This is a genomic window from uncultured Microscilla sp. (genome assembly GCF_947493425.1).
Lineage (GTDB): Bacteria > Bacteroidota > Bacteroidia > Cytophagales > Microscillaceae > Microscilla.
On sequence record NZ_CANLRP010000009.1, the window covers coordinates 61,158 to 85,203 of the forward strand.

Here is a 24,046-nt window from a genome sequence, read left to right on the forward strand (position 1 = left end):
TTATCTGTGGCTTTTAAACTAACAATTAATGAATCGAGCTTGCGAACTCAACGAAGTTAATTTATTAGCTACCTTCAAAACAGGGTACACACCGATATTCATCGGTATCTAAGGACTTTTGACTTGTCGCTTGCCTCTACTGGGACTTTTAATTTGTTACTTAATTACTATTGGACCGTTTTGATTAATTACCGAAGTATAGGTTTCGCTTGTGACTCCCATATCAGCAAAAATCTTTGCCTGAATATGGGCTATTTCAAGTGCTATCTCTTTATGCTGGCAAAGCGAAAAAATAGAAGGCCCTGATCCTGAAATACCACAACCCAACGCTCCGGCTTTGAGCGAAGCCGCTTTTATTTCGCCAAAAGAAGGAATCAATAATGAACGCACGGGTTCTATCACGACATCCTGCAGCGAGCGACTAATCAGTCCATAGTCTTTGCGGTACAAGCCTGCAATTAAGCCTGCTACATTTCCCCATTGTGTCACTGCATCGGTCAAAGGAATGTCCTTTTTCAAAATCTGTCGGGCATCCTTGGTAGCCACCTCTATTTGTGGGTGTATCACAGTACAATACAAACTTTCTGGGGTATCTATAGGAACAATGTCTAACGGAGCATAACTTCTGATGAGCACAAAACCACCCATAAGGGCAGGAGCCACATTGTCGGCGTGAGCAGCTCCACAGGCAAGCCGTTCCCCTTCCATAGCAAAAGGAACCAGTTCGGCGGAGGTAAACGGTTTGTCCAAGAGTTCGTTCATGGCAAAAGCTCCTGCAGCTGAACTTGCCGCACTAGAGCCCAATCCACTGCCTAAAGGCATTTTTTTGTGAAGCCAAACTTTGGCACCCCCTTCATAATCAGTTTTTTTGATCAACTGTTGCATAGCCACGCCAGCGGTGTTTGAGGCAGTATCAGTAGGCAGTTTACCGCCGTCTCCAGTAATTGCCACAATCTCTACTCCCGGTTCGTCCTTTAGCTCTACTACTACTTCATCGCCAGGGCTGTCAATGGCAAAGCCCAATACATCGTAGCCACAGGCTACATTGGCCACCGTAGCCGGAGCAAATACTTTGATTTTCTTTCCCATCACCTTATACTTTGTTCACGCTTAAGTTAAACTTATAGCTGCTTTGCCCCAAATAATGACGCACGCTTATGATTTCGGCAAACACTCCCGCAGCCGTTACATCGGCTCCTGCGCCTGGTCCTCTAATGACCAAAGGTTGATTTTGATAACGTTGCGAAGTAAAAGCAATCATATTATCGCTGCCACGTAAAGTATAAAAAGGGTGGGCACTATCTACTGCCTCCAGTTTTACTTTGGCTTCACCATTTTCCAGCACCGCCACCAGACGTAATTTTTTACCTTCCTTGGCTGCTTGTTCCACCCTTTCCTGAAAAACTCCATTTGCTTGCTCCAGCGCGTCAAAAAACTGTTCGACCGAAGCCGCATCCAGACAACTTTGTGGCAAAATGTTTTCTACTTGTACCTGGTCTGGCTCAAGTGCCCAACCTACTTCACGGGCAAGAATCAGAATCTTACGTGCCACATCTTGTCCGTTGAGATCATCACGGGGGTCAGGTTCAGTCAATCCCTTATTTTTAGCGTCTTTTACTATTTCACTAAATGGGGTACTTCCGTCAAAATTGTTGAAGATATAAGAAAGTGTACCTGACAATACCCCTTCTATTTTATGTATTTTATCCCCACTGTTTTGTAGGTCATTCAGGGTATTGATTACCGGAAGCCCAGCCCCTACATTGGTTTCGTACAAAAACTTGACCCCGTGCAACAAAGCCGCTTGCTTCAACCTTTGGTAAGTAAGGTAGTTGGCTGAGTTGGCAAGCTTGTTAGGTGTAGCAATTGATATACTGGATTTGAGAATGTCTTCGTAGTAGTCAATGGCAATGTGAGCCGCGGTACAATCTACAAAAATACTGTTGGGTAGGTTGAGCGCTTTCATTTTATTGATATAAGCTTGCGTGTCAGATGTTTCGCCGGTGGCTAATAGCTCATCTTTGCTCAGTGAAATATCCAGCCCATTTTCATCAAAGCGCATTTTTTTAGAATTGGCAAGTGCTACCAGGTTAATATTGATGCCTTGCTCTTGCAACAAATACCCTTTTTGTTGGTGTAATTGGTGCAGCAATGTATTGCCGATCAAACCAGCCCCTAACATAAATATATGAATGGTTTTGGTGTTCGATAAAAAGAAAGCTTCGTGCAAAGCATTGAGGGCTTTCGCCAAATCTTTGGTGGCAATGACCGTAGATACGTTTAGTTCAGACGAGCCCTGCGCTATAGCCACCACATTGATGCCGTTGTTGCCCAATGCCGTAAACAAGTTGCCCGAAATACCTGGCATACGGCGCATGTGCTCGCCTATAATTGCCACTACTGACAAGTCTTGCTCTATAGAAACTTTATTCACTTTTTTGGCTTGAATTTCAAGTGAAAAAGCTTCTTCTATAACCTCTTTAGCTTCTTTAGCGTCTTCAGGAGCTACCGCAAAACAAATAGAATGTTCAGACGAAGCCTGGCTAATCAATACTATATTGATCTGGTGCTGGGCCAATGCTCCAAAGATACGCGACGATACTCCAGGTACCCCTACCATGCCACTGCCACTTACTCGCAATAAAGCAATGTGTTCGATAGACGAGATTCCTTTGACCGGAAACTGCCCTTGAGCACTCGTTTGACCAATGAGGGTGCCAGCAAAATCAGGATTAAAAGTGTTTTTTATTCTTAATGGAATATTTTGAGAAATAGCAGGTTGTAGGGTAGGAGGGTAAATGATTTTTGCCCCAAAGTGTGATAATTCCATGGCCTCTTCGTAAGACAAGTGCTCTAGCGAAAAAGCCCGCTTCACTACCCGTGGGTCGGCAGTCATCATGCCGTCTACATCTGTCCATATTTCTATCTCTTTAGCATACAGTGCAGCCCCTAAAATAGCCGCCGTATAGTCAGAGCCACCTCGCCCCAAGGTAGTAGTATCACCCTGAGCAGTAGCTGCTATAAACCCAGTAACTACTGCCACTCCATTGAAGGCATCAAAATAGTGACGTATTTTTTGGTTGGTTGCTTCAATGTTTACCCTTGCCTTGTTGTATTGGTCGTTGGTTTCTATGAGTTGTCGGGCATCTACCTGTACTGCCTGGATACCCTCTATTTTGAGGTATTCGCTTACAACTAAGGACGACAGGCGCTCGCCAAAACTTAGTAGCATGTCCAAGGTGCGGGGTGAACACTCGCGAAGCAATGAAATTCCTTGTAACAGCTCACCTATTTCGTTGAACAGCACCTTTACGCTTGACAAAAGTTTGCTTTGTACTGCCACAGGAATAAGCGTTCGGATGGTATCGTAGTGATGGTTTTCAGTGTTTGTTAAAATCGTTTGGTAGGTCGTGTCGTTCAAGCGGGCTTTTTGCCCCATTTCTACCAAGGCATTCGTTGTTCCTTTGAGAGCGGAAACAACTACTGCGATTTTTTGTCCGCCCTCTTGGTATTGGCGCACAATGTCTTTTACACTTTTGATACTCTCAGGTGAACCCACCGAAGTACCTCCGAATTTTAAAACTTTCATTGCATTTTAGTGATTTTCAAATAGCGATGCTTCCACATAGCCTGTGTGAAACACCATTGTATTTTATTGATAATTGATAATTGAATTACTTTTTTGAAAGAGGCTAAAAATGATAAAAAAAATATAGAGCACAAAAGAGTTGCACAAAAGAAAGGTAGGTAGGACAATAATCTGGTAAGGTTTAGCCGTAGAGTATAACTTTATCCTGATTGTGTTATATGATAAGGGTTTTGCTGTTAAACAAAGCGCAACATTTGCTCATTAGGAGTGAATGAATGAAAGGTTAATATTGTATCAGTAATGATTATAAAAGCCAAATAAAGTTTGCTGAAGGTGTTATTTTATGAATCAATTATATCAATAGTCCATAGTATTTAGTCGATAGTCCATAGCTGATTCGAGTAAATGTTCACCTTGTTAAATGCTGTAAACCAGTATTTTATATTGAGATTGTATACTCACTTTATTTTTAAAAGTGTTTCGGTTTTATGCCTAAACACCCAATTAAATAGTTTTTAAATTCATAAATGACTGATAAACAGCACACAACTTTGACTAAAATCACTGCGGAGTATTGTTATATAAGGACTCAAAGTATTTGGCTTTTTGCCCATAAAACCGATGAATTTCGCTACACAATATTTGTTCAAACTCTTCGGTATTGCCAAGGGTAGGAGGGCACAAAAGCTGACTAAATACATGGCAAAGCTCTATTCTATCTCGTTCCCAAGGTGCAGCTGAAGGTGATTGAACTTCTTCCATGCATTGATATATTTCTTGTTGAAGGTCAGCTAGCAATGTTTGAAGATCTTGTATTTTTTGTTTCTTCTTTTTCTGGAAAAACCAAAGCTTGCCAGCCAATAATTTTTCCAACTGTTGATTTAATTCTTCGTAATGTTTCTCTCTGGCAATAATAGACTTTTCTATAGCTATAGTTCTGTCTAAGCCATATAAAGCATTTTGAGCAAGGCGACAAATATGAGCGAGCGTGTGAGGTTGTGGTAAAAACACCCGCATATAATCAGCGTTTTGTTGTACGATTGCTTGCATTTTCTCTTCATCAAAACCATTGTCCTCTGCATCCTGCAATACTTTGAGGGCAAAATCTATTTCGGTTTGGTAGCTCATGTGGGCATGTACGGAGATGGTTATCCGAAGTTTTTGGTTGGCGTGTGTTGCCTCAAATTTTTAGTTGTTAACCTCTTTTTCCGCGCTTATCCAAGCCACTTCAACTCAAACAATTACCTCTTGCTCAGGTCTTACCGCAGGGTGACCTGAGCCCTGCTGACCCCATATTTTGAAAACCAACTTGTGTATGGATTTTAGGGTTGGGCATTGGTCTGGCTAAAGCCTTAAGACCAATACTTGGAGGTTGTTTTTAGAGTTAAATTGTCTACAACGGTACAGGTAAGGTCATTTTACCTCTTGCTCAGATCTTACCGCAGGGTGACCTGGGCAATGGCAACCTAAAGACTTTAAACACAACTTATTGTTGAAAGGCCTCAGGATTAGCAAGTATTTCGTCCTGAATCAGAATAGTCAGGCTTGTTGATCTAGCGAGTGCCTTCATACCAACAACCTTAAATTATGTTTTTTAGGCTTTAATTGCCTTTGAAAACCTGCTTGTTTTTTGTTAAAGAACCATCAAACCGTCAAGTAATCAAACCATTTTTGAACAGCTTCACCATTGAGAAAATTATTGCCCATTAAAATAGCATAACCCCTTGATAGATAGTATATTTTAGCATTTTTGTATTGTTTTTATTAGCAAAAGTTTGTAATTTTAACAAACCAATTGACTAACTAATGCTTGTTCAGGAATCAGAAAAAATACTTAAGGACTATTTTGGGTATTCCCGATTTCGTCCTTTGCAAAAAGAAATTATCAACGCTATTCTGGAAGGCAAAGATGTACTTGCCCTGATGCCTACCGGAGGAGGGAAATCACTCTGTTATCAAGTACCTGCACTAATGTTCAACGGGCTTTGTGTAGTAGTGTCTCCCTTGATTGCCTTAATGAAAAACCAAGTGGCAGCCCTTGCCCAATACAATATTCCGGCGGCTTACCTCAACAGTACCCAGAGTAATGAAGCACAAGAGTTGATTGAGAACAAGTGTTTTAATAAAGAAATCAAGTTACTTTACGTTTCCCCCGAAAAGCTCACCTCAGAGACTTTTCTCAACTTTCTTAAAATCATTCAGGTCAGTATGTTTGCCATTGACGAAGCACATTGCATTTCTACCTGGGGGCATGACTTTCGCCCCGAATATAGTAAACTAAGTAAAATCAAAGAGTTTTTTCCTACCAAGCCCATTGTGGCACTTACCGCCACTGCTGATACCATTACCCGGCAAGACATTATAAACCAATTGCAGCTTGCTGACTATGAACTGTTTACGGCATCATTTGACCGTCCTAATATTCGGATGAATGTGACTACTGGTTTTCACAGAATAGAGCGCATTATCCGGTTTTTGAACAGCCGCCCCAACCAAACAGGGTTAATTTATTGCCTTACCCGGCAAGAAACTGAAGAGGTAAGTGAAAAGTTGGAGGAGGTAGGCTTTTCCGCGCGTTGTTACCACGCCGGACTCAATAGCAAAGAACGAAGTCGGGTACAACATGGTTTTCTCAATGATGAGGTACGTATTGTATGCGCTACAGTGGCTTTTGGTATGGGCATTCATAAAAACAATGTGCGCTTTGTTATTCATTACAACATGCCGCGCAACCTGGAGAGCTATTACCAAGAAATTGGGCGTGCCGGGCGTGATCAAGAGATCAGCGACGTAATCCTGTTTTACTCTTTCAAAGACGTGATTCACTGGCGTACCTTAATTGCTGAGAGCAAAACCAACCAGGAGCTGGATAACAATCAACTAAAAATGGCCAAACTTGCCCGCATGCAGCAATATGCCGAGGCAAGCATTTGCCGACGTAGAATTTTATTGAATTACTTTGGAGAAGCGGTTCATGAAGATTGTGGCAATTGCGATGTATGTCGCAAGCCTCGCAGCAGGTTTGACGCCACATTATTAGCAAAAAAAGCATTGTCAGCGTGTATCAGGCTCAAAGAAGCGGTGCAAATGCCTACTTTGATTGATGTGTTGCGAGGCAATAAAACTGCCTTGATTGCCGAACAGGGCTACGATGAAATAAAAACCTTTGGCTCGGCGGCAAATGTCAGTTATCCCGAATGGAAAGATTATTTACAACAAATGATTAATCTAGGTATTTTTGACATAGCCTATGATGACAATTTTGTGTTGAAACGGGGAGCTCTGAGTGCTAAGGTGTTGTATGAAGACTACATAGTGGAGCTGGCGTTGCCTGAGTTTGATTTTAGCCGCAAAGGTGACCAACCCCGCAGTAAGGGTGAGATGCTGTACGAAGAGTTGTTTGAAAAGCTACGTATTTTAAGGCAAGAAGTAGCCACTGCCCACGATGTACCTGCCAAAGAGGTGTTCAACGATTATACATTGAGCGAACTTGCCAAAGGGCGCCCCACGACACTTGTCAATATGGAAATGATTTCGGGAGTAACTCCTCTAAAAGCGGAGCAGTTTGGCAGAGACTTTCTGAAACTCATTCGTGAGTTTTTGATAGAACAGTACCATAATGGTGAACAGGTAGAAGGGGCGTTGTATTTGATTACGTACAAATTTTATGAGCAAGACCTCAACCCTGAAGACATTGCTAAAGAGCAAAATTTACCTCTGGCAGATATTTATGAGCATTTGGTACAATTGTATGAACTGGGGTACGAGGTAGAGTTATTGAAGTTTATCAGTAGGCAAGAACTCGACCAAATTTTGTCGACAGTAAGGCTCAAGGGGAGCGAGGTAAAGCCAGAGGAGATTATCGCTCATTTTGAGGGTGAGTACGATCCTTTCAAACTTAAAATAGCTTGGGCAGTTTACCAGAAAATGCAGGAAGTAGAGTAAGGCTAAGTACATTGTAACTTAAATAAGTTGTTGTTTGGTTCGAGATTCATTTGGTTTCTGACGATGATCAAAAATTGAGCATAGCAAAGATACGCGATGTTTTTGATAAGAAGTCAGGGAGCAAAGGAAGCCGAAAAAAGCATAAGATATTTAGTTTACAGTGTACTAAGTTTCAGGCGAAGACTTCCACTTGTCATAACGTTCAGTGATTCGCTCAGCTATTTTGTGGTAGTTTTCCCAGGTATCTTCTACGTGATAAAAAGAGGGCAGACTCGAAGCCAATAGTTCTTCGTAGTCTTTTTTGTATGTTCCCGATTGGTAATAGCTTTTTGAAAACTCGTTTCCTTCGTTATTAAACAAATCTTCACCTAAATAACCATCCCACATAGCGCTTAATATAGAGGCAGTAATTTCGCGTTCTTTGAAACGGATGATTTGGTGCCCTGCTTCGTCTTCAAACAACTCACTGTACATGTTGTGTTCCAGTATCCAACCCAAAAACATGCCGATATGGACATAAGCTTGCTCTATAGGTAAAATATTAGGGAATTTACCCATAAAATGATGCTTGGCACGATCGTAAATTAATTCTTCTGATGCTTTATTTACTGCCATTGTATTTGTAATGGTTTATGTCTTTATGAAGTTAGCAAGATAATTTTTAGTTTTCAAATATCCTATTGCAAATATGAGGCGGGTGATTATTTAACCCCTCCACAAATACGGAAACAAGATAAAAGACACTGTGGCTACAATCATGTTGATGGCTATAAGGGTAAGTATTTCGTCAAAACTGGCGCTTCTTGCCAAGCCATCCATCGCATTTTTAGAAGTTTTGATCAACATCAACAACATGGGCAATATCACTGGAAAACTCAATATGGCCATCAAAGTAGCATTGTTATTGGCTTTGGCAGCAATGCTTGATACCATGGTAAGTGTAGACGAAAATCCAATGCCTCCTAATAACATATTAAAAATAAACAACCCAGGGTCTTGCACAGGGTTGCCCAATACCAAGGCATAGGTAGCAAAGCCGATGAGGGCAATGACCAACATTAACAAACTATTATAAATGATTTTGGATAAAATAATGCCTTGTGGACTGACCAGGGTGTAATAATAAAGGAGTCTGCCTTGACGTTCTTGCATAAAACTTTTGGCTACTGCATTGATTGCCGTGAACAAAAGAATGATCCAAAAGAGGGTGTTCCAGGTAGGAGGGGAGAGTACAGCTTGTTTGAGATTAAAGCTCAAGTAGGTGATCATGACTGTACTTACAATGTATAACAATAAGCCATTAAGAGCGTAGCGTTCCCGCCACTCCAGTAAGGCTTCCTTTTTTACAAGTATTTGTATTTCTCTAAGTAGCATCTATTAATTGTCGAGTGCTGATAATCAATGAGTTGTTTTTGTATACAGGCAGTTAGCCAAAAACAGGTGTAAACTTATGATTTCTGACCAGAAGTGGCAAACAGATGCCAAGGTTATTTTAGGTTTTGGTCTTCTGCTACCTTAAATTTTAGCTGTAAAGCATCTTGCATACAGCCATTTACCCAATAATCGGGCGACTTAGATAATTCGTGGGTAACAATGATGTTGTAGTTAGGCAAGGCTAAAGGCGGAAGTACTACTTTTTGGGTATGTCCTTTGGCTTTGAGTTGTTGTAAGTATTGCAGCCTTTGGTCGTAGCTTTTGGCGTAGCGGGCTACTTGTGGAACATCGTCTTTTATTTTTTTTAGTCCAATCACACAAAGGTAAAAAAAACTACTGCAGGCAAGTACAAAGGCCAGTTTTTTAGAGAACATAGTCTGGTAGCCTATCAAAAAGCCAAAGCTCACTACATAACACACTATATACAAGCTGAGGTGAGTAAGCGACCTTAGGGGGCCTATACTGCCTATGGCATATATGGTGGGCAAGGTGGCAGCCCAAATAATAATCAGCAATAAAGGTAAACCCAACAAAAACCATTCTGTTACTCTGGCATCGTTTTGAGTACGGGATGACCTAAACAAGGTGCCAACATAGACCATAGGAAGAAGCAGGATAAGAAAGTACTTAAGTTTGTCTTGAATAAGTGCCGATAATACCTGAATAGCCACTAAAGAACGACGGAAAGTCTCGGCAATGCCAATCTCTGGAAACATGGCTTTGCGTGCATATACGCCGGGTGCCAGCAAGGTAATGGCCAGACCTATGAGGCAGATTACGAGTGTAAAGCATACTTTTTTGACCAGTTGTTTTTTGTTTACTTGCCAGGGGTGCCCAAACAATAGAAAAAGCATGGCCAAGCCTAGCAGCATCAATAAAGTAAATGCCAGGTTGATAGAGCCATTGCCAATAAATAAAGCACTTAAGCCTGCAAAAAAGTAGCTTAGTATTTTAGGTTTAGGAGAGCTCAAAAGAAAAGTCATGATTTGTAAAAAGCAGGTCAAAGTGAAGCAATAACCTACTGAAGCGGTTACCCAAAAGTAAGTACTGGGATTAAAGAAACTATTGAACAGTACCCAAAAAATAAAAATAGAGAGTTGAAGGTTGAGCCAAGGTTGCTTTTGTAAATTGAGTGCTTGTTGTATGGCGTCGATAAAACGGTAAAATACCCAAATAAACAGTGCGGTGAGTAGTATGATGTATAACCACAAGGAATGAATATACTTGGAGGCATTAATAAAAAACACTGTAATAGGTTTGAGGGCTACGCTGACAGTCCATTGGTTATACCATATTTTTACTGCGGTGAAAAACCCATGGCGTTGGTACATGTACAGTTCGCAGTAGTCATCCAGTGCCAGTCTGTTATAGTAGGCAACCAAAAAAATGTAACTTAACCCAATCAGATTGCTGCCAAAAAGTAATAGATGCATCCAGTATTGGGCGTTTTTTTTCTGCCTTGGGCTAAGGTTTTGGGGCAAAAGGGGGAGTTTCACAAAGGGTAGATTTTTTAGTAAAAAATAGACTTGTTGGTTACACAAGGTGTAGGCTTAGTGCTTTTTAAAGCGCGAATACCATCAAAATTCTCAAACTGTTTGTATGCAAAACCGTAAAATTAATAAGTTATAGTTCAACTATCAATTACTTGGAGTCGTACTGTTCAAAGTATTTAGATTTGAACAAAAAATATATTTTGTTACCCTGCTATTCTATTAAATATTATTCTCAAAGGTTTGTTTTTATGATTCATTCTCAAAAGCTTTATAGTTTATTCATCTGTTTTACGCTTCTTATCCATGCTCAACTCACACTAGCTCAGGGTTTTAATATTCCTGACAATTCCTGCCCCAACACTGACATTACCTTTACCTCGCCCAACCCTGGCGCAGCCCGTCACTTCTGGGACTTTTGCCCAGGCGATTTAGTGGAGGCATCGGGCAGCGGTAATATTATAGCTACTGGTCTTAATGGAGTGACCCGCCCACTTGACATTGCTACAGTCTTTGATGGTACCAACTGGTACTCTTTTATGCCTGATTTTAGAAACGCAGGCGTTGCCAGGGCTTTTTATGGCAACTCGCTCGATAACACCCCTGTCATTACCAACCTTGCTGGTTTTACTGGATCACTCAATGGAGCCTGTGGCATGGATATTATCAATGACAATGGCACTTGGTATGGGCTGATTGTAAATTTTAGTAATAACACTTTGACCAGGCTAAACTTTGGCAGTGATCTAGGCAATAACACTCCCGTGGCAACCGTCATCAATTCTGCTGATTTGGATTTCCCCACCCATTTATCTTTGGTAAAAGATGGGAGCAACTTTGTGGCGGTAGCCGCCAACTGGAAAAAAAACCTGGTGATATTTGATTTTGGCAACTCTATGGCAAACGCTCCTACCACCTCGGCTACTGCCAACTTATTAAAGACAGGGGCAGGCGACCATGGGGTATGGGGGTTTGACCTGATCAAAGGAGACGACAATCAATGGTATGGCATTGGGGTAACCACTGGCCCTACCTTTACTGGACCAGTAAATATCAATTACATAAGTTTTGGTGCTACCATCAACAATACACCTACCATTAAGTTATTAGACAGCGAAACTGAGGGCTGGAACGACCTAACCACAGCAGGTAATGTAGGGGCAGGGTTTGACGTAGAAATAGTAAGGGAAGGCAATCATTATTATGCCTTGATCCTCACCAACCTATATGTAGTTTTGAAACTGGACTTGGGCGAGAAAATATCTGACCCAAAAGCTTCAATAACAAACCTGGGAGGGTTTAATGTATTGGCAAGAACCAATACCCGCGAAACGTTTGGTTTTAGTGTAAACAAAGATAAGTCTGACTGGTATCTATATGTAGCCAACCAAAGCAGCAATATAGGTATCGAACCCTTTTTTATAAAAATTAAACTTGATAACCCCACCAATTGTAATAACTCTGTTGAGCAATCTGCTACGATTACTAACCCAATTAATCGTTATATCTTATCAAGTAAATATTCTACAGAACTAGAGGTGTTCGACGCAAACATGCAATCATTGGGTTATTATATAGATAGTACCAATATAGATGCGAGCATTATACCACAATTTACTCCAAACAACCTTTGTATAAGTGAAACCACGGTGTTTCAAAACCAAAGCATTGGGTCTGACAGTGATGTCAATAGTTGGGATTGGGATTTTGGAGATGGAACAGTCTCTACCCTCAAAAACCCTTCGCACACTTATACCGCACCAGGTACTTATCAGGTAAAACTTACCCCAAAAACTGTGAGTGGTACTTGTGATAATGCCTTGGTGAAAACTATTAAAATAAGGCCTATGCCCAAAGCGGAGTTTCAGGTGGGGAACCACCCGGCTGCTTCTCAAGCAATTAATTTTACCAATAACAGCGTTGTACAAAACGAAAGCAGTAAAACCAGTTATCTCTGGTTGTTTGATGATGGTACTTTTTCTATCAATAAAAATCCTTCACATACCTATACCAAAGCAGGTGTGTACAATGTGAGCCTTACAGTAACAGATACAACGGGTGGCTGTTCTTCTTTCTTTTCCAAAAGTGTTATTGTAGGAGCAATGCCAGAGGTGAACTTTGACCTTTCGCAAAAAGCCTGTACCAAAACCCCACTTACGTTTGTGAATGCAAGTAAAGTAGAAGACAACGTAGGGAGTGAGATAGTGAGCTATCAATGGAATTTTGGCGGGGCTGGTACCTCTACCGAAAAGACCCCCACAGTGACCTTTGATTTTGTAGCCACTTATGAGGTAAGTTTGACTGTTACAACCAATTTGGGGGTGAGCAACACTTTCAAAAAGAGCATTAGTTTTCAAGAGGGGTTGCAAAGCAGTATGCAAATGTCTACTACTACAGGTGACGCTCCTTTGTCGGTGAGTTTTACCAATCAAACCAGTGGGGCACTAAGTTATTTGTGGGATTTTGGGGATGGTAAAACCAGTACAGGTGCCAACGTAGCGCATGTATATGATACGCCGGGTATTTATACTGTTACGTTTAGTGCCTATGGAGCCAATGGCTGTAGTATTCCTGTAACCAAACAAGTGATAGTTTCAGCATCCAATACTGTGACTGAGATTGCCTTGACTAATGTAAGAGTACAAGGTGATAACATATTTGTAGAACTTACCAATAATGGCAACACCCCTATTATTTCGTCTAATTTACAGCTAATACTCAACAACACCGATACACTCACTGGACAATGGAGTGGTGTTTTGAACTCCTTGCAATCTACCGAGTACCTGTTTACTTTACAAACTGGACAAGGGAGTATGGTGTCTCAGGTTTGCGCTTATATTATAGATGTAAACGCTCGACAAGATGCAAAAACACTTGATAATCGTTTTTGTAAAAACACCCTTGATGCACAGGTAACCAATGCCCTGGTGCAAGGGGGGAACTGTATTATGTTCTTGAAGAATAACGCACAAGTGCCTGTAACAAAACTCAAAATTGTATTAGACTTTGGTAATACCACCCAGGAAACAATATGGACAGGGCTGTTGAATACAAATGAGCAAACCAACTATATTGTGCCTTTGCCCGTGTCAGCCGATGAGTTGGCAAGCAGCCCATTTTTTTGCGCTTCTATATCACAAGTAAATGATACCACAGATGCTGTAGCTACTAACAATGTGGCGTGTCAGGAATATGAAAGTCAATTTAAAATATTGGGTATTAATCCTAACCCTGCGGTAGATTATATTAATATAGACTATTTTTTACCTTCGGAACAAAACAACGATGTAGTAAGGTTACAAATAATTGGTAGTCAAGGGGTGTTAATGGGGGAGGTACAGCTGCTAAACTTGATTGCCGGGCGTAATAATTACCGATACTCTACCAGCCAATTAGGTTCTGGTTTGTATACATTGGTCTTTATTAGAGGGAATGCCAAAATTGTAAAAAAAGTGCTTATCAAATAGTTTTAACTTGTTTACCCATGAGCGAAGTTGTGCTAAGTGTAGAGAATGTGAGTAAATGTTATAAATCTTATGATCAAAGAACATCCCTTCAAGATACCCTAAGACAGTTTTTTACCTCTAAAAAACAAGTTCAATCTCAAAGTTTTTGGGCGTTAAAAGACGTCTCTTTTGACTTAAAACAAGGAGAGGTATTGGGTATTTTGGGTAAAAATGGTGCAGGAAAAAGTACCTTGCTCAAAATACTGGCACAAGTTACTCCTCCTACCACTGGTCAGGTCACTTTTTGGGGCAGTATTCATGCTTTGCTTGAGGTAGGTACAGGATTTCACCCTGACTTGACTGGCAGAGAGAATATTTTTTTGAATGGAGGGATTTTAGGAATGACCAAGAGTGATATACAGCAACAGCTTGATCAAATGATAGACTTTGCTGAACTTACTCAATTTATTGATACTCCCGTAAAACACTACTCGTCCGGAATGTATATGCGATTGGCTTTTACGGTAGCTATACACTTACGTTTTGATATACTGGTATTGGACGAAATATTGGCAGTGGGCGATGCAGCTTTTCAAAAAAAATGCATTCAGTCCATCAAACAACATATTAGCCAGGGCAAAAGCGTGATTATATGTAGCCATAATCAAACTCAATTGGCGCAATTGTGCAACCGGGGGCTGGTGCTCGGCAAGGGCAAGCAGGTGTATGAAGGAACCATTCAAAAAAGCCTACAGTTTTATGCACAAATGCTTTACTCTCCTTCGTCATCATCAACACACATTCAAGTAGCCCCAGACCATATATCATTGTACAACCACCCCAATAAAACCTATACTCATAGCCAAGGCATGATCAGTGCGGTGTTGTATTGTGATCATCGTGTGTCAGACCAAATGTACAGTGGTTGTCATTTTAAATGTGAGGTACACTTTGAGCATAACAAACCGTTTGTTCAGCTTATTTTCGGCTTTGTGGTCAAAGATAGCTTCAACCAAGAGGTATTAGGCGTCAATAACCAACAACAAGGAGTTATACTCTCTTCAAAAGATCCTCAAAAAGGTACCATTACTATTACTATACCACAGTTATTGCTTTATGGCGATGGTAACTATTCGTTGGATTTATATTTGGGAGATCAACAGCATATATTCGACGTGATTTTAGAGGCGCTATCTTTTCGTTTGGTGCCCACAGATGTATACAAGTCAGGCGTGTTGCCCAAAACGTATTTTAATCACTACTATCAACCCGATTTAACCATCACTTGTGCTTGATGAAAACTGACAACGAAGCTACTTACCCCGACTCACTTTTATTGGCCATGTTGCCATCGGCTCAACAAGTGGTACCGCTGCTTATACAATTGTTTCAACCCAAATCGGTAGTAGATGTGGGTTGTGGGTTGGGAGTATGGCTATCTGTTTTTCAAAAAGAAGGGGTATCTTCGGTACTGGGAATAGACAACCCAGCGTATATCGACCTGAATCATTTGGTGATTCATCCCAAGGATTTTCTTGCGCATGATTTGCAACAACCACTGGTAATAGACCGATCCTACGACTTAGTAATGTGTCTTGAAGTTGCCGAGCATTTGCCTGTCAGCCAAGCGAATACCTTTGTACAGTCATTGACTGGGCTAGGAGAGGTCGTGGTTTTTTCGGCAGCCATTCCTCATCAGGGGGGCATTCATCATGTCAACGAGCAATGGGCGTCGTATTGGGTGAGTGTATTTGCCAAAGCACATTTCACTCCTGTTAATTGTCTTAAGCATCGTCTTTGGGCAAATGACCAGGTAGAGCATTGGTATAAACAGAATCTGTTGGTGTTTGTAAAAAATGAACGGCTGCAACGTAATGCACACCTGCAACATTTAAAGCAAAGCTCCCTTGATACGCTCCAGGATGTGGTACACCCACAAATATGGGAACAAATGATAGCGAATAAAAATGCAGAAATATCATTGTTGAAAGAACATATTACCTACCTTAAACAAGAAAATACTGGTATTAAGAATGCTTTTAATAACTTAATGAAGGGAGTGAAGAGAAAGCTACCCTTTGTAAAGCACAAAAAATAAAATGTTCCAAGCTCATCTTTAGTCATTTGTAAAACTGAACCCTTCTTTTTATGCTCAAGCATTTTTTTGCTGCCAAACAAAAGTGGTATCGTCAGCATATTTACCAGACTTTCCAAACATATACAATGGTGCCTCGACAATCCTACCTAAATAACCTTGAACTTGCCGAAAGGATCAGGTACTTTGAAGGGACCATAGTAGAATGCGGGGTTTGGAAAGGTGGAATGATTGCTGGAATGGCTAAGTTATTGGGGCATCAGCGGGAATACTTTCTTTTTGATAGCTTTGAAGGTTTGCCTCCTGCAGAACCTATAGATGGTGTTCGAGCCCTGAAATGGCAGGCGACTCCTTCTAACCCTCATTATCATAACAATTGTAAGGCTGACTATGAGGAGGCGACCAAAGCAATGGAGTTGGCGGGTATTGTCAATGCCCATATTTATAAAGGGTGGTTTGATCAAACACTGGTGCAGTACCCTAAAGAACCCATTGCTTTATTAAGGCTTGACGCCGATTGGTATGCTTCTACCTTGCTTTGCCTTGAACATTTATTTGATTATGTAATCAGTGATGGCATCATTATTCTTGATGACTATTATACCTGGGATGGTTGCGCCAGAGCTGTGCACGATTTTTTGTCTGCAAGAAACGCCACTGCCAGGCTTTATACTTATAATAACTCGGTGTGCTGGATAAAAAAATAAATTGATCTCCAGGCATTTTTTTCAAGTTCAAAATTGATATTTTAAATTTACCTTGTTCATAGTTATTTTTACCTGATGTTAACAGATTCCTCTCATCAAATATTTGTTTCGGTAGTAATGCCTGTATATAATGCAGCACCTTACCTTAAAGATAGCATAGATAGTATTTTGCACCAAACCTATACTCACTTTGAGTTTATCATTGTAAATGATGCGTCGGAAGACGAAAGCCAAAAAGTTATAGAATCATACGATGATCCAAGGATTTGTTTGATCAATAAATCAACCAATACAGGCATTGCCGACACCATAAACCAGGGACTTGCCATAGCCAAGGGCAAATACATTGTGCGCATGGATGCAGATGATAAAAGCGTGATTCATCGAATAGCCACCCAGGTAAAGTTCATGGAGAACAATCCACATATAGGTGTTTCAGGAGCATTTATTCATCAGTTTAAAACGGTAGAAGGTAAAGATGAGTGGGTAAAGGTGTACAATTATCCTTCTGAACCAGAGGCATGTCGTTTACGCATTTTTACCCGTAGAACCTTCACCTATCATCCCACAGTAATTATTAGGCACCAACTTCTGCAAGAATATCAGCTTAAATATGACCCAACAAAAGACCCCGCCGAAGATGCAAACCTCTGGCATAGAATGACCCCTTTTTGTCAGTTTGGCAATATACCCGAAGTATTGGTGCATTACAGGATACACCACCAGCAAGCTTCTACTATTCACAAGCATTTGTTGGTAGAGAATTATACAATAAGTTTTCGGCAACTGATGAAAACCATTTGCCCCGATATAACCGAAGAAGAGTTTCAAGTACATGGCGATTTTTTTTCCCAGCGTGCTTTACAAACTTATCCTCAGGCAAAGTTTCAAACAACTTTAGATTGGTTGCAAAAGTTGATCAACATCAACAAGGAACGCAATGAATACATTTGCCCCCAAGACTTGTTGCTGGAAGACATAGCTAAAAAATGGTTTGCTTTCTGCAATCAGTACACCACCCAAGGGTTTAAAACGTGGCGCATGTACAAAAGTGCTGCATTTAGGAAATATTACGATGCAGGTAAAAAAAACACCTTACGTTTTTTTATTGATTGTATTTTAGGAAATAAAAGCCACTATTTAGGAGCCACACAGTAATGACAGATCAACCTTTGGTATCGGTGGTGATGCCCGTGTACAATGCGAGTCCTTACCTTACTCAAAGCATGCAAAGCATATTGAACCAAACGTATGCTAACTTTGAGTTTATCATCATTGATGATGGCTCTACTGATGACAGCTTAAAAGTAATAGAAAAATATACCGACAGGCGCATTCAAGTATACCAACACTCGCAAAATCAAGGAGTAATTGCTGCCTTGAACCAAGGGTTTGGTATGGCAAAAGGCAAGTATATAGCTCGAATGGATGCTGATGATTATTGTGAAATTACTCGTTTTGAAAAGCAAGTATACCTAATGGAAGCCCAACCTGACATTGATTTGTGTGGTACTTGGGTAGCTTACGTTAGCCAACACTCAAAAACTACTACCCAACTTCCTGTAAACAGTGAGGCAATCAAAGCTTTTTTACTTTGGGGTAATTCAATTATGCATGCCACTACAATGTTTAGGCGGAGTTTTTTGCTCAAGCATCATCTAAAGTTCGAACAAGGGTTTGTGCATGCCGAAGACTATGATTTATGGACAAGGTGTTTGGCCATTGCCCAATTTATCAATATTCCGGAAGTACTTTATCATATAAGGCAAAACAACCAACAAGTCTCAGTCAGGTTTAAGGCACTTCAGATTAAAAATACCCAACTCATTCATCAGCGTCAACTTCAGACTTTAGGCATCAACCCCACTCCTCAAGAGCTAGACCTGCATTATACCTGTACCCGTAGTGAATTATCGCAAAGTGTAGAAACACTTCAGCAGCTTTCGGGTTGGTTGCTAAAACTACATCGACAAAACCGGGCAAAGCCAATATACCCTGAACCTGCTTTTACTAACTTGTTGAAATCAATATGGAGTAAACACACGGCGGGGCAAACTCATTTAGGCAAGCGCTTTTTTCAATTAATTGGGCAAAACCAACTTTCTCCATATCACCAATGGAGCCATTGGCAACGCTTTAGGTTTTGGTTAAAAAGTATGTTGAGGCTTTAATTGACTAATAAAAATAACATCAAGGCAATCAAAGATATGACCACCCAAAGATAATAACTTTGGATATGCCCATTTTGAAAACTACGGCTAATGCGCCCGGTAAACTTTGCCAGGTAAGCCAGCAAGTGCACAAAACCATCTACAATTGCCTTGTCTATCCAGGCAATGATATGAGCCAGTACTACATAAAACTTGGCTGCAAAGTTAACTACGCCATCTACTACTTTTTTATCCCATCGGGCTACAGCCCCCGAAAACTTTACAATGCCATTGGTGAAAACCTGGTCATACAAGTCGTCTACAGCAAAACTTTTATGCGATAAACGAAGGGAAAAACGAGCAACAGTGTTTTTGTATAACTTATCAATATAAAGTGAGTGATGCGATAGGTGAAACAAAGCTGGAGTACCCAACAGAGCATATTCGGGGTGTACTTTGTGTTTGCGATACAGTGCATAGGCAAGTCCTAGGCCCAAAAAGGCAAGAATGACCGATACTGCAATGGTAAACCCGTGTACGTGGTGACTACTGGTAGCGAGTTCAGTAAAAACACTGTCAGCAATGACCTTACTTTTATTGGCAGGTACCAACCATTGCCACAAAGCGCCACTTTCGGCGTCAAAAGGGTTGAGCGATACCATAAGCCATAAGGCTCCCAGTGCTAAAACTCCTAAAGGTATTTTCATCTGAAGTGGTACATCTTTTACCTTCGCAAGGGCTCCTCTGGCTTCCGCGAATACTTTTTCAAGTTCCAGGTGACCAAAAAACACTAAAAACAACTGTCGTCCCATATAAAAAGCAGTGAGAAATGCCGACAAAAAACCAAATACGGGCAACAAGTACCATATTCCCCCCCCTTTGAACGACGCCCAAGCAAGCGAACCACTCAAGATGGCATCTTTTGACAAGAAGCCTGAGAAGAAGGGCAGCCCTGCCAATGCCGCAGCAGATAATACATAACACACAAAAGTAAAAGGCATGGCTTTGCGCAATCCTCCCATTAAGTACATGTTTTGGGCATCGAAATGTATATTGAGTTTGTGTTCAAGTTGATGCATACTGTGAATAACTGCCCCAGCACATAAAAATAAACAAGCTTTAAAAAACGCGTGGGTCAATAAGTGCAACAAGCTGGCTTCGTAAGCGCCTACCCCCATGCCCATGACCATATAGCCCAATTGTGAAATGGTAGAGTAAGCCAACACTTTTTTGATGTCGCTTTGGGCAAGTGCCGAAAATGCCCCAATAAATGCGGTAATACAACCAATGGTGGCAATGACAGACAACGCCTCTAGGTTCAGTAAAAAGAAAATGCGTGCCAGCAAATATACTCCAGCTGCTACCATGGTAGCGGCGTGAATCAGGGCTGATACTGGGGTAGGGCCTTCCATGGCGTCAGGCAACCATACCTGCAAAGGAAACTGAGCCGATTTGCCTACTGCACCACAAAACAAGCATAAACCAATGATAAGCAAAACCCCCACCGACAAGCTGGCAAACTGAGGGCTTTGAGCAATGCTCAAGAGGTTGAAATCGCCAAAGTAATTGAAAACCAACAGAATACCCGCTAAAAAGCCTACATCACCAATGCGATTGACTAAAAATGCTTTTTGACTGGCACGAGTGGCTGATTTTTTTTCGTACCAAAAACCGATGAGCAAATAAGAAGAAACTCCCACCAGTTCCCAAAAAATATAAATGATGAGTAAATTGTGAAAAATGATGATGCCCAACATCGAGAAGGTAAACAAGCCAAGGTAGGCAAAGTAACGGTTGTAGTTTTTGTCGGTTTTCATATATTCCAACGAAAACATGTGCACCAATGCTGATACCAGCGTGACCACAATCATCATCAAGGCACTCAAGTTGTCAATGTACAAGTCAATCTTAAAACTACGCGTGCCCAAACTAAACCAGTGAATGTCTATGTACAAGGGCTGACCGCCTAATACCTGCCAAGCGGTGACAATTGCCAGCCCCGTAGTAACAAGCAATGTTGCAGTAGCAAAGTGCCCGCCTCCATGTTTGATCTTTTTTTGTCCAGCCAGCAAAACCAAAAAATTGATGAATGGGAGCAGTAATATAAGCAGTGTTAAATAGGTCATGTGTTCAAGGTTAAAGACTTAGCCATCAGTCAATTATCCTAATTATTCTTTATACTGTCATAATCAGGCGTCATCACAAAGGGTTGCGCATTAATTCTTTCAATGATAAAACAAAATTATGAAGATTAGTAGTGGTGTTTTGAATAAATTTTACTTGAATCTTATCGTTTTCACTCAATAAGGTATCGCAACGCAGGGTTACATCACGTTTATGGGTAATAGTTCCTTCGCGGTAGTGCTTGAGAATTTGGTACAAAATCCGGTCATCTTCGGTTTTAGTATGGTCGTTGTTGTACAATACCAAGCCTTTAAAAGTCATATAAATGTTTTTCTGACCCCCATAGTCTGCGTAGTCTAAAAAGTTGAGTAGCATATACATGCGGTTCATCGCACAACGAAACTTTGCTTCTATGCTGTCGAGCGAGCGGTTAGTAATAGAAGTTTTCAATTCAATCAACCATATTTGTAGCCTAAAGGTAGACTCAAACTCTTGTAACAACAAAATAGCTACCTCAGGAGTACGATGCTTGGTAGAGATGCCCTCTATGTCTTGCTCCAGGTGTACCACCAATACTTCACGCAAGTTGTGTATTTCATCTAAGCCCTCTATTTTTAAGGCATTTAGCTTAGGAGCACGCTCCATAGCTCCTCCTTTTATCTGAATGTGCTGGTTGAGCGGCACCCTTTCTATAAACCCTAATCCCTCGCTACGCAATGCTACCGGAAACAAGCTTTTGAGCAAGCCATCTTCAGTCTGATGATTAATCAAATATATCTTCTTCATCGTCGGCAAAATCTATATAATCAGTCAAAATCTTCCCTGTATTACTCAATTCTCGCGATACACGGTAAAAATCGCGGAAATGAATACCAAAATCAGTAGACTCATTGTCCAGGTTAGTTACTTTGCCCCGCTTAAAGAAATAGACCCCCAAATCTTCCCGCTTTAGGCGAATGTCAGGGTCTAACCTGAGCCCATTTTGGCGAATAATATCTTTTACATCTTGCCCTATACGTTCACGTAAAATATTGAGGTACACATAATTGTTAATATTCTCTACCATCAAAGGGCTGTGGGTGTTAACCAGTACCCGGTTTTGGTGCTCAGTGGCAAACCTAATGAGTAAGTTGCTTAGTTTTACCTGATTGCCAGGGTGTAGGTTTTCCTCTGGTTCGTCTATCATCAAAAAATTGTTTTGTTTCTCTGCCCAATACTTTAAGTATAAATACAAGGTAGTGAGTTGGTTAGCCGACGAAGACGCCAGAAACATAGGTAAGTCACGTGCCTGTTTGTGTAGCTTAAGCCTAAACTCTACAATACCCAAACCCTCTACTGTACGCATGATAATATCTCCTCCCAACAATTCGTGCAAGATAAGCATCAAGTCACGGTAGTGGTTTTTGGGCACCGAGTGGGTATTGAGCTCATACATTTTTTTGAACAAAACATTGGTGGGAGCAGTGTAAGGGCTTTGAAAAGCCTCCATCAAGGTTTTCATGGCTTGCTGTAGTTCTTCGGTGTCTGATTGCAGCAAGCGAAACAAACGAGACATTTCAGTCTCCATGCGTTGTTTATCTTCACGCTCCAACTGAAACAGGTATTTGTAAAAAGCGGGAAAAAAAATCCGGTTGGCTGGCAAAAAAAGAGGCGTTTGACCTACGGTTTGGTGAAACAGTAAACGAGTGATACAATCTACCCATTGTACTGCAGTAGGTATGCCATGTTCAGCCTTGATCACCTCACTCCCTTTGGGCTTGACCATTCTTATAAGTCCTCCTTCGCTTGCCAAAGCTGGGTAGTGTAGGTCTACTTCCAGCGGAATGAGTGCTTCAATTGTATAGCGAAAATTCAACTGAAGCTGATGATTGCCTATAAACTCTTTGCGGGAATCGTTGAATACCTCAGGCAAAATTTCGTGGAGAATAAATTCAGCAAATTGGTCAGTTACAGCGTCGAGCAGGGTAGGAGTAAGCTGCATTTCTTGGGTGGGTTTTCCCAGCGTAGTGACACTTTTGGTAAAGCGTTGCAGGGTGTCTTCCGAAAAAATACTCCAGATCAATTGTGAAAGGTAAGTTTTGCCGCTATTGTTATAGCCCACAAACACATAGATTTTTTTTGTTAAATCTATAGAAGCTTCGTGTATAGGTCCAAAATTTTGTAGATGCAGTTTCATAACTTTTTATCATTTGGAAACCAATCTACTTTACTGTTTCAAGTTTTCAAACTTAAACCCAAAAATAACCACGAGTTTTGTTTCTCCTGTTGTGGTATATAAACAAACAAAGTGAACGAAAAAATGTACCTGAAAGCAAGTAAGGAATGGTGAGAAATTAAATTACCATTCTTGAGGTAGAGGTTTTGTTTTGAGACGAGGCTATTTTTTGCGCCCATAGCAGCGCTACGGGCAATAAAAATAACGAAGTATCAAGGCGAAAAATCACCCCTTAGAGTGTAAATTTATTTTTGAACAATTCCTAAGGAATGGTGTAAAAATAAACTTCTATAGTAACGCTAAAATATTTTGTTGCTAGACGCGGCACGGCAATATCCAGTGGATGTTGAGCGAGCTTGAGGGAAGGTCGGCTAATAGCATCGCTATTCGGCTATTTTTTAACAAAGTATAGCCTCAAAAGATGAGGTTAAGAATGCGTATTTATTTTGGTACCATTCCTAAGAGAGTGCACTTACAAAAGTTATCCCTTCAGTTCATTCAAATCATCCAAACGTATGGTCTTGAAACGTTGATATACTTTTAAAACAATGGCGAGAGCGATGGTAGCTTCTGCGGCGGCTATTACTATTACAAACAAGCTAAATACTTGCCCTTGCAGGCGGGTAGGGTCATATTGGCTAAAAGCTACTAAATTGATATTGGCTGCATTAAAAATGAGTTCGATCCCCATGAGCACCACTATAGCATTGCGTTTGGTAAGCACCAATACCACACCAACACAAAACAAAAAAGCCGCTATATATAAGTAGTACTCCAAAGGTATCATAAAACATCAGGGGTTTATTCGTACCAACAAATTTAAAAACTTCTGGAACATACTGCTTACA

17 protein-coding genes are annotated in these 24,046 nt (G+C 40.8%); 7 read left to right on the forward strand and 10 right to left on the reverse strand.

The annotated features are described in order from the left end of the window. Positions 1 to 156: 156 nt before the first annotated feature. The 3 genes from Q0954_RS04655 to Q0954_RS04665 form a co-directional block, all read right to left on the reverse strand. On the reverse strand, positions 157 to 1,089 hold the full coding sequence (locus tag Q0954_RS04655; protein WP_299454284.1) for a homoserine kinase: 933 nt from the start codon (positions 1,087 to 1,089) through the stop codon (positions 157 to 159). A 4-nt stretch (positions 1,090 to 1,093) separates the two neighbouring features. Next, the gene (gene thrA / locus Q0954_RS04660; RefSeq protein WP_299454286.1) at positions 1,094 to 3,589 is read right to left on the reverse strand and encodes a bifunctional aspartate kinase/homoserine dehydrogenase I; all 2,496 of its coding nucleotides are present in this window, start codon (positions 3,587 to 3,589) and stop codon (positions 1,094 to 1,096) included. A 561-nt stretch (positions 3,590 to 4,150) separates the two neighbouring features. After that, positions 4,151 to 4,717 (reverse strand): hypothetical protein, encoded by a 567-nt coding sequence (locus tag Q0954_RS04665; RefSeq protein ID WP_299454288.1) that lies wholly within the window; start codon positions 4,715 to 4,717, stop codon positions 4,151 to 4,153. Between the two features lie 678 nt (positions 4,718 to 5,395). On the opposite strand from Q0954_RS04665, the gene recQ reads away from it, so the two are divergent. Next, positions 5,396 to 7,534: a DNA helicase RecQ gene (gene recQ / locus Q0954_RS04670; protein ID WP_299454290.1), complete on the forward strand. Its 2,139-nt coding sequence runs from the start codon at positions 5,396 to 5,398 to the stop codon at positions 7,532 to 7,534. A gap of 165 nt (positions 7,535 to 7,699) precedes the next feature. Here the strand turns inward: recQ and Q0954_RS04675 are convergent, their stop codons facing one another. From Q0954_RS04675 to Q0954_RS04685, 3 genes are all read right to left on the reverse strand, one after another. Further along, a complete protein-coding gene (locus Q0954_RS04675; RefSeq protein WP_299454293.1) occupies positions 7,700 to 8,149 on the reverse strand; it encodes a hypothetical protein in 450 nt (149 codons plus the stop codon). 90 nt (positions 8,150 to 8,239) lie between these two features. Beyond that, entirely contained in the window at positions 8,240 to 8,908 is a 669-nt protein-coding gene (locus Q0954_RS04680) for a heme exporter protein CcmB (RefSeq protein WP_299454296.1), read from the reverse strand. Between the two features lie 113 nt (positions 8,909 to 9,021). Beyond that, positions 9,022 to 10,464, reverse strand: coding sequence for a DUF6056 family protein (locus tag Q0954_RS04685; RefSeq protein WP_299454299.1), 1,443 nt, complete (start codon positions 10,462 to 10,464; stop codon positions 9,022 to 9,024). A gap of 245 nt (positions 10,465 to 10,709) precedes the next feature. Here Q0954_RS04685 and Q0954_RS04690 point away from each other — a divergent pair, with 245 nt between their 5' ends. The 6 genes from Q0954_RS04690 (at position 10,710) to Q0954_RS04715 (ending at position 18,880) form a co-directional block, all read left to right on the forward strand. Continuing rightward, on the forward strand, positions 10,710 to 13,928 hold the full coding sequence (locus tag Q0954_RS04690) for a PKD domain-containing protein (protein WP_299454301.1): 3,219 nt from the start codon (positions 10,710 to 10,712) through the stop codon (positions 13,926 to 13,928). Between the two features lie 17 nt (positions 13,929 to 13,945). Continuing rightward, entirely contained in the window at positions 13,946 to 15,202 is a 1,257-nt protein-coding gene (locus Q0954_RS04695; protein ID WP_299454304.1) for an ABC transporter ATP-binding protein, read from the forward strand. Further along, positions 15,202 to 16,005: a methyltransferase domain-containing protein gene (locus tag Q0954_RS04700; RefSeq protein ID WP_299454306.1), complete on the forward strand. Its 804-nt coding sequence runs from the start codon at positions 15,202 to 15,204 to the stop codon at positions 16,003 to 16,005. Before Q0954_RS04695 ends, Q0954_RS04700 begins: the two co-directional genes overlap by 1 nt. A gap of 50 nt (positions 16,006 to 16,055) precedes the next feature. Further along, on the forward strand, positions 16,056 to 16,709 hold the full coding sequence (locus Q0954_RS04705) for a TylF/MycF/NovP-related O-methyltransferase (RefSeq protein ID WP_299454309.1): 654 nt from the start codon (positions 16,056 to 16,058) through the stop codon (positions 16,707 to 16,709). 75 nt (positions 16,710 to 16,784) lie between these two features. Further along, positions 16,785 to 17,867 (forward strand): glycosyltransferase family 2 protein, encoded by a 1,083-nt coding sequence (locus Q0954_RS04710; protein ID WP_299454312.1) that lies wholly within the window; start codon positions 16,785 to 16,787, stop codon positions 17,865 to 17,867. Beyond that, complete coding sequence (locus tag Q0954_RS04715; RefSeq protein WP_299454314.1) at positions 17,867 to 18,880, forward strand: glycosyltransferase family A protein; 1,014 nt, start codon at positions 17,867 to 17,869, stop codon at positions 18,878 to 18,880. Before Q0954_RS04710 ends, Q0954_RS04715 begins: the two co-directional genes overlap by 1 nt. On the opposite strand, the gene nuoL is transcribed toward Q0954_RS04715, so the two are convergent. The 4 genes from nuoL to nuoK form a co-directional block, all read right to left on the reverse strand. Beyond that, positions 18,877 to 20,985: an NADH-quinone oxidoreductase subunit L gene (gene nuoL / locus Q0954_RS04720; RefSeq protein ID WP_299454317.1), complete on the reverse strand. Its 2,109-nt coding sequence runs from the start codon at positions 20,983 to 20,985 to the stop codon at positions 18,877 to 18,879. The genes Q0954_RS04715 and nuoL overlap by 4 nt on opposite strands. Positions 20,986 to 21,058: 73 nt before the next feature. Further along, the gene (locus Q0954_RS04725; protein WP_299454320.1) at positions 21,059 to 21,769 is read right to left on the reverse strand and encodes a hypothetical protein; all 711 of its coding nucleotides are present in this window, start codon (positions 21,767 to 21,769) and stop codon (positions 21,059 to 21,061) included. Beyond that, entirely contained in the window at positions 21,747 to 23,159 is a 1,413-nt protein-coding gene (locus tag Q0954_RS04730) for an AAA family ATPase (protein ID WP_299454322.1), read from the reverse strand. Before Q0954_RS04730 ends, Q0954_RS04725 begins: the two co-directional genes overlap by 23 nt. Before the next feature lie 520 nt (positions 23,160 to 23,679). Next, positions 23,680 to 23,985: an NADH-quinone oxidoreductase subunit NuoK gene (gene nuoK / locus Q0954_RS04735; RefSeq protein WP_299454325.1), complete on the reverse strand. Its 306-nt coding sequence runs from the start codon at positions 23,983 to 23,985 to the stop codon at positions 23,680 to 23,682. Positions 23,986 to 24,046: the final 61 nt, after the last annotated feature.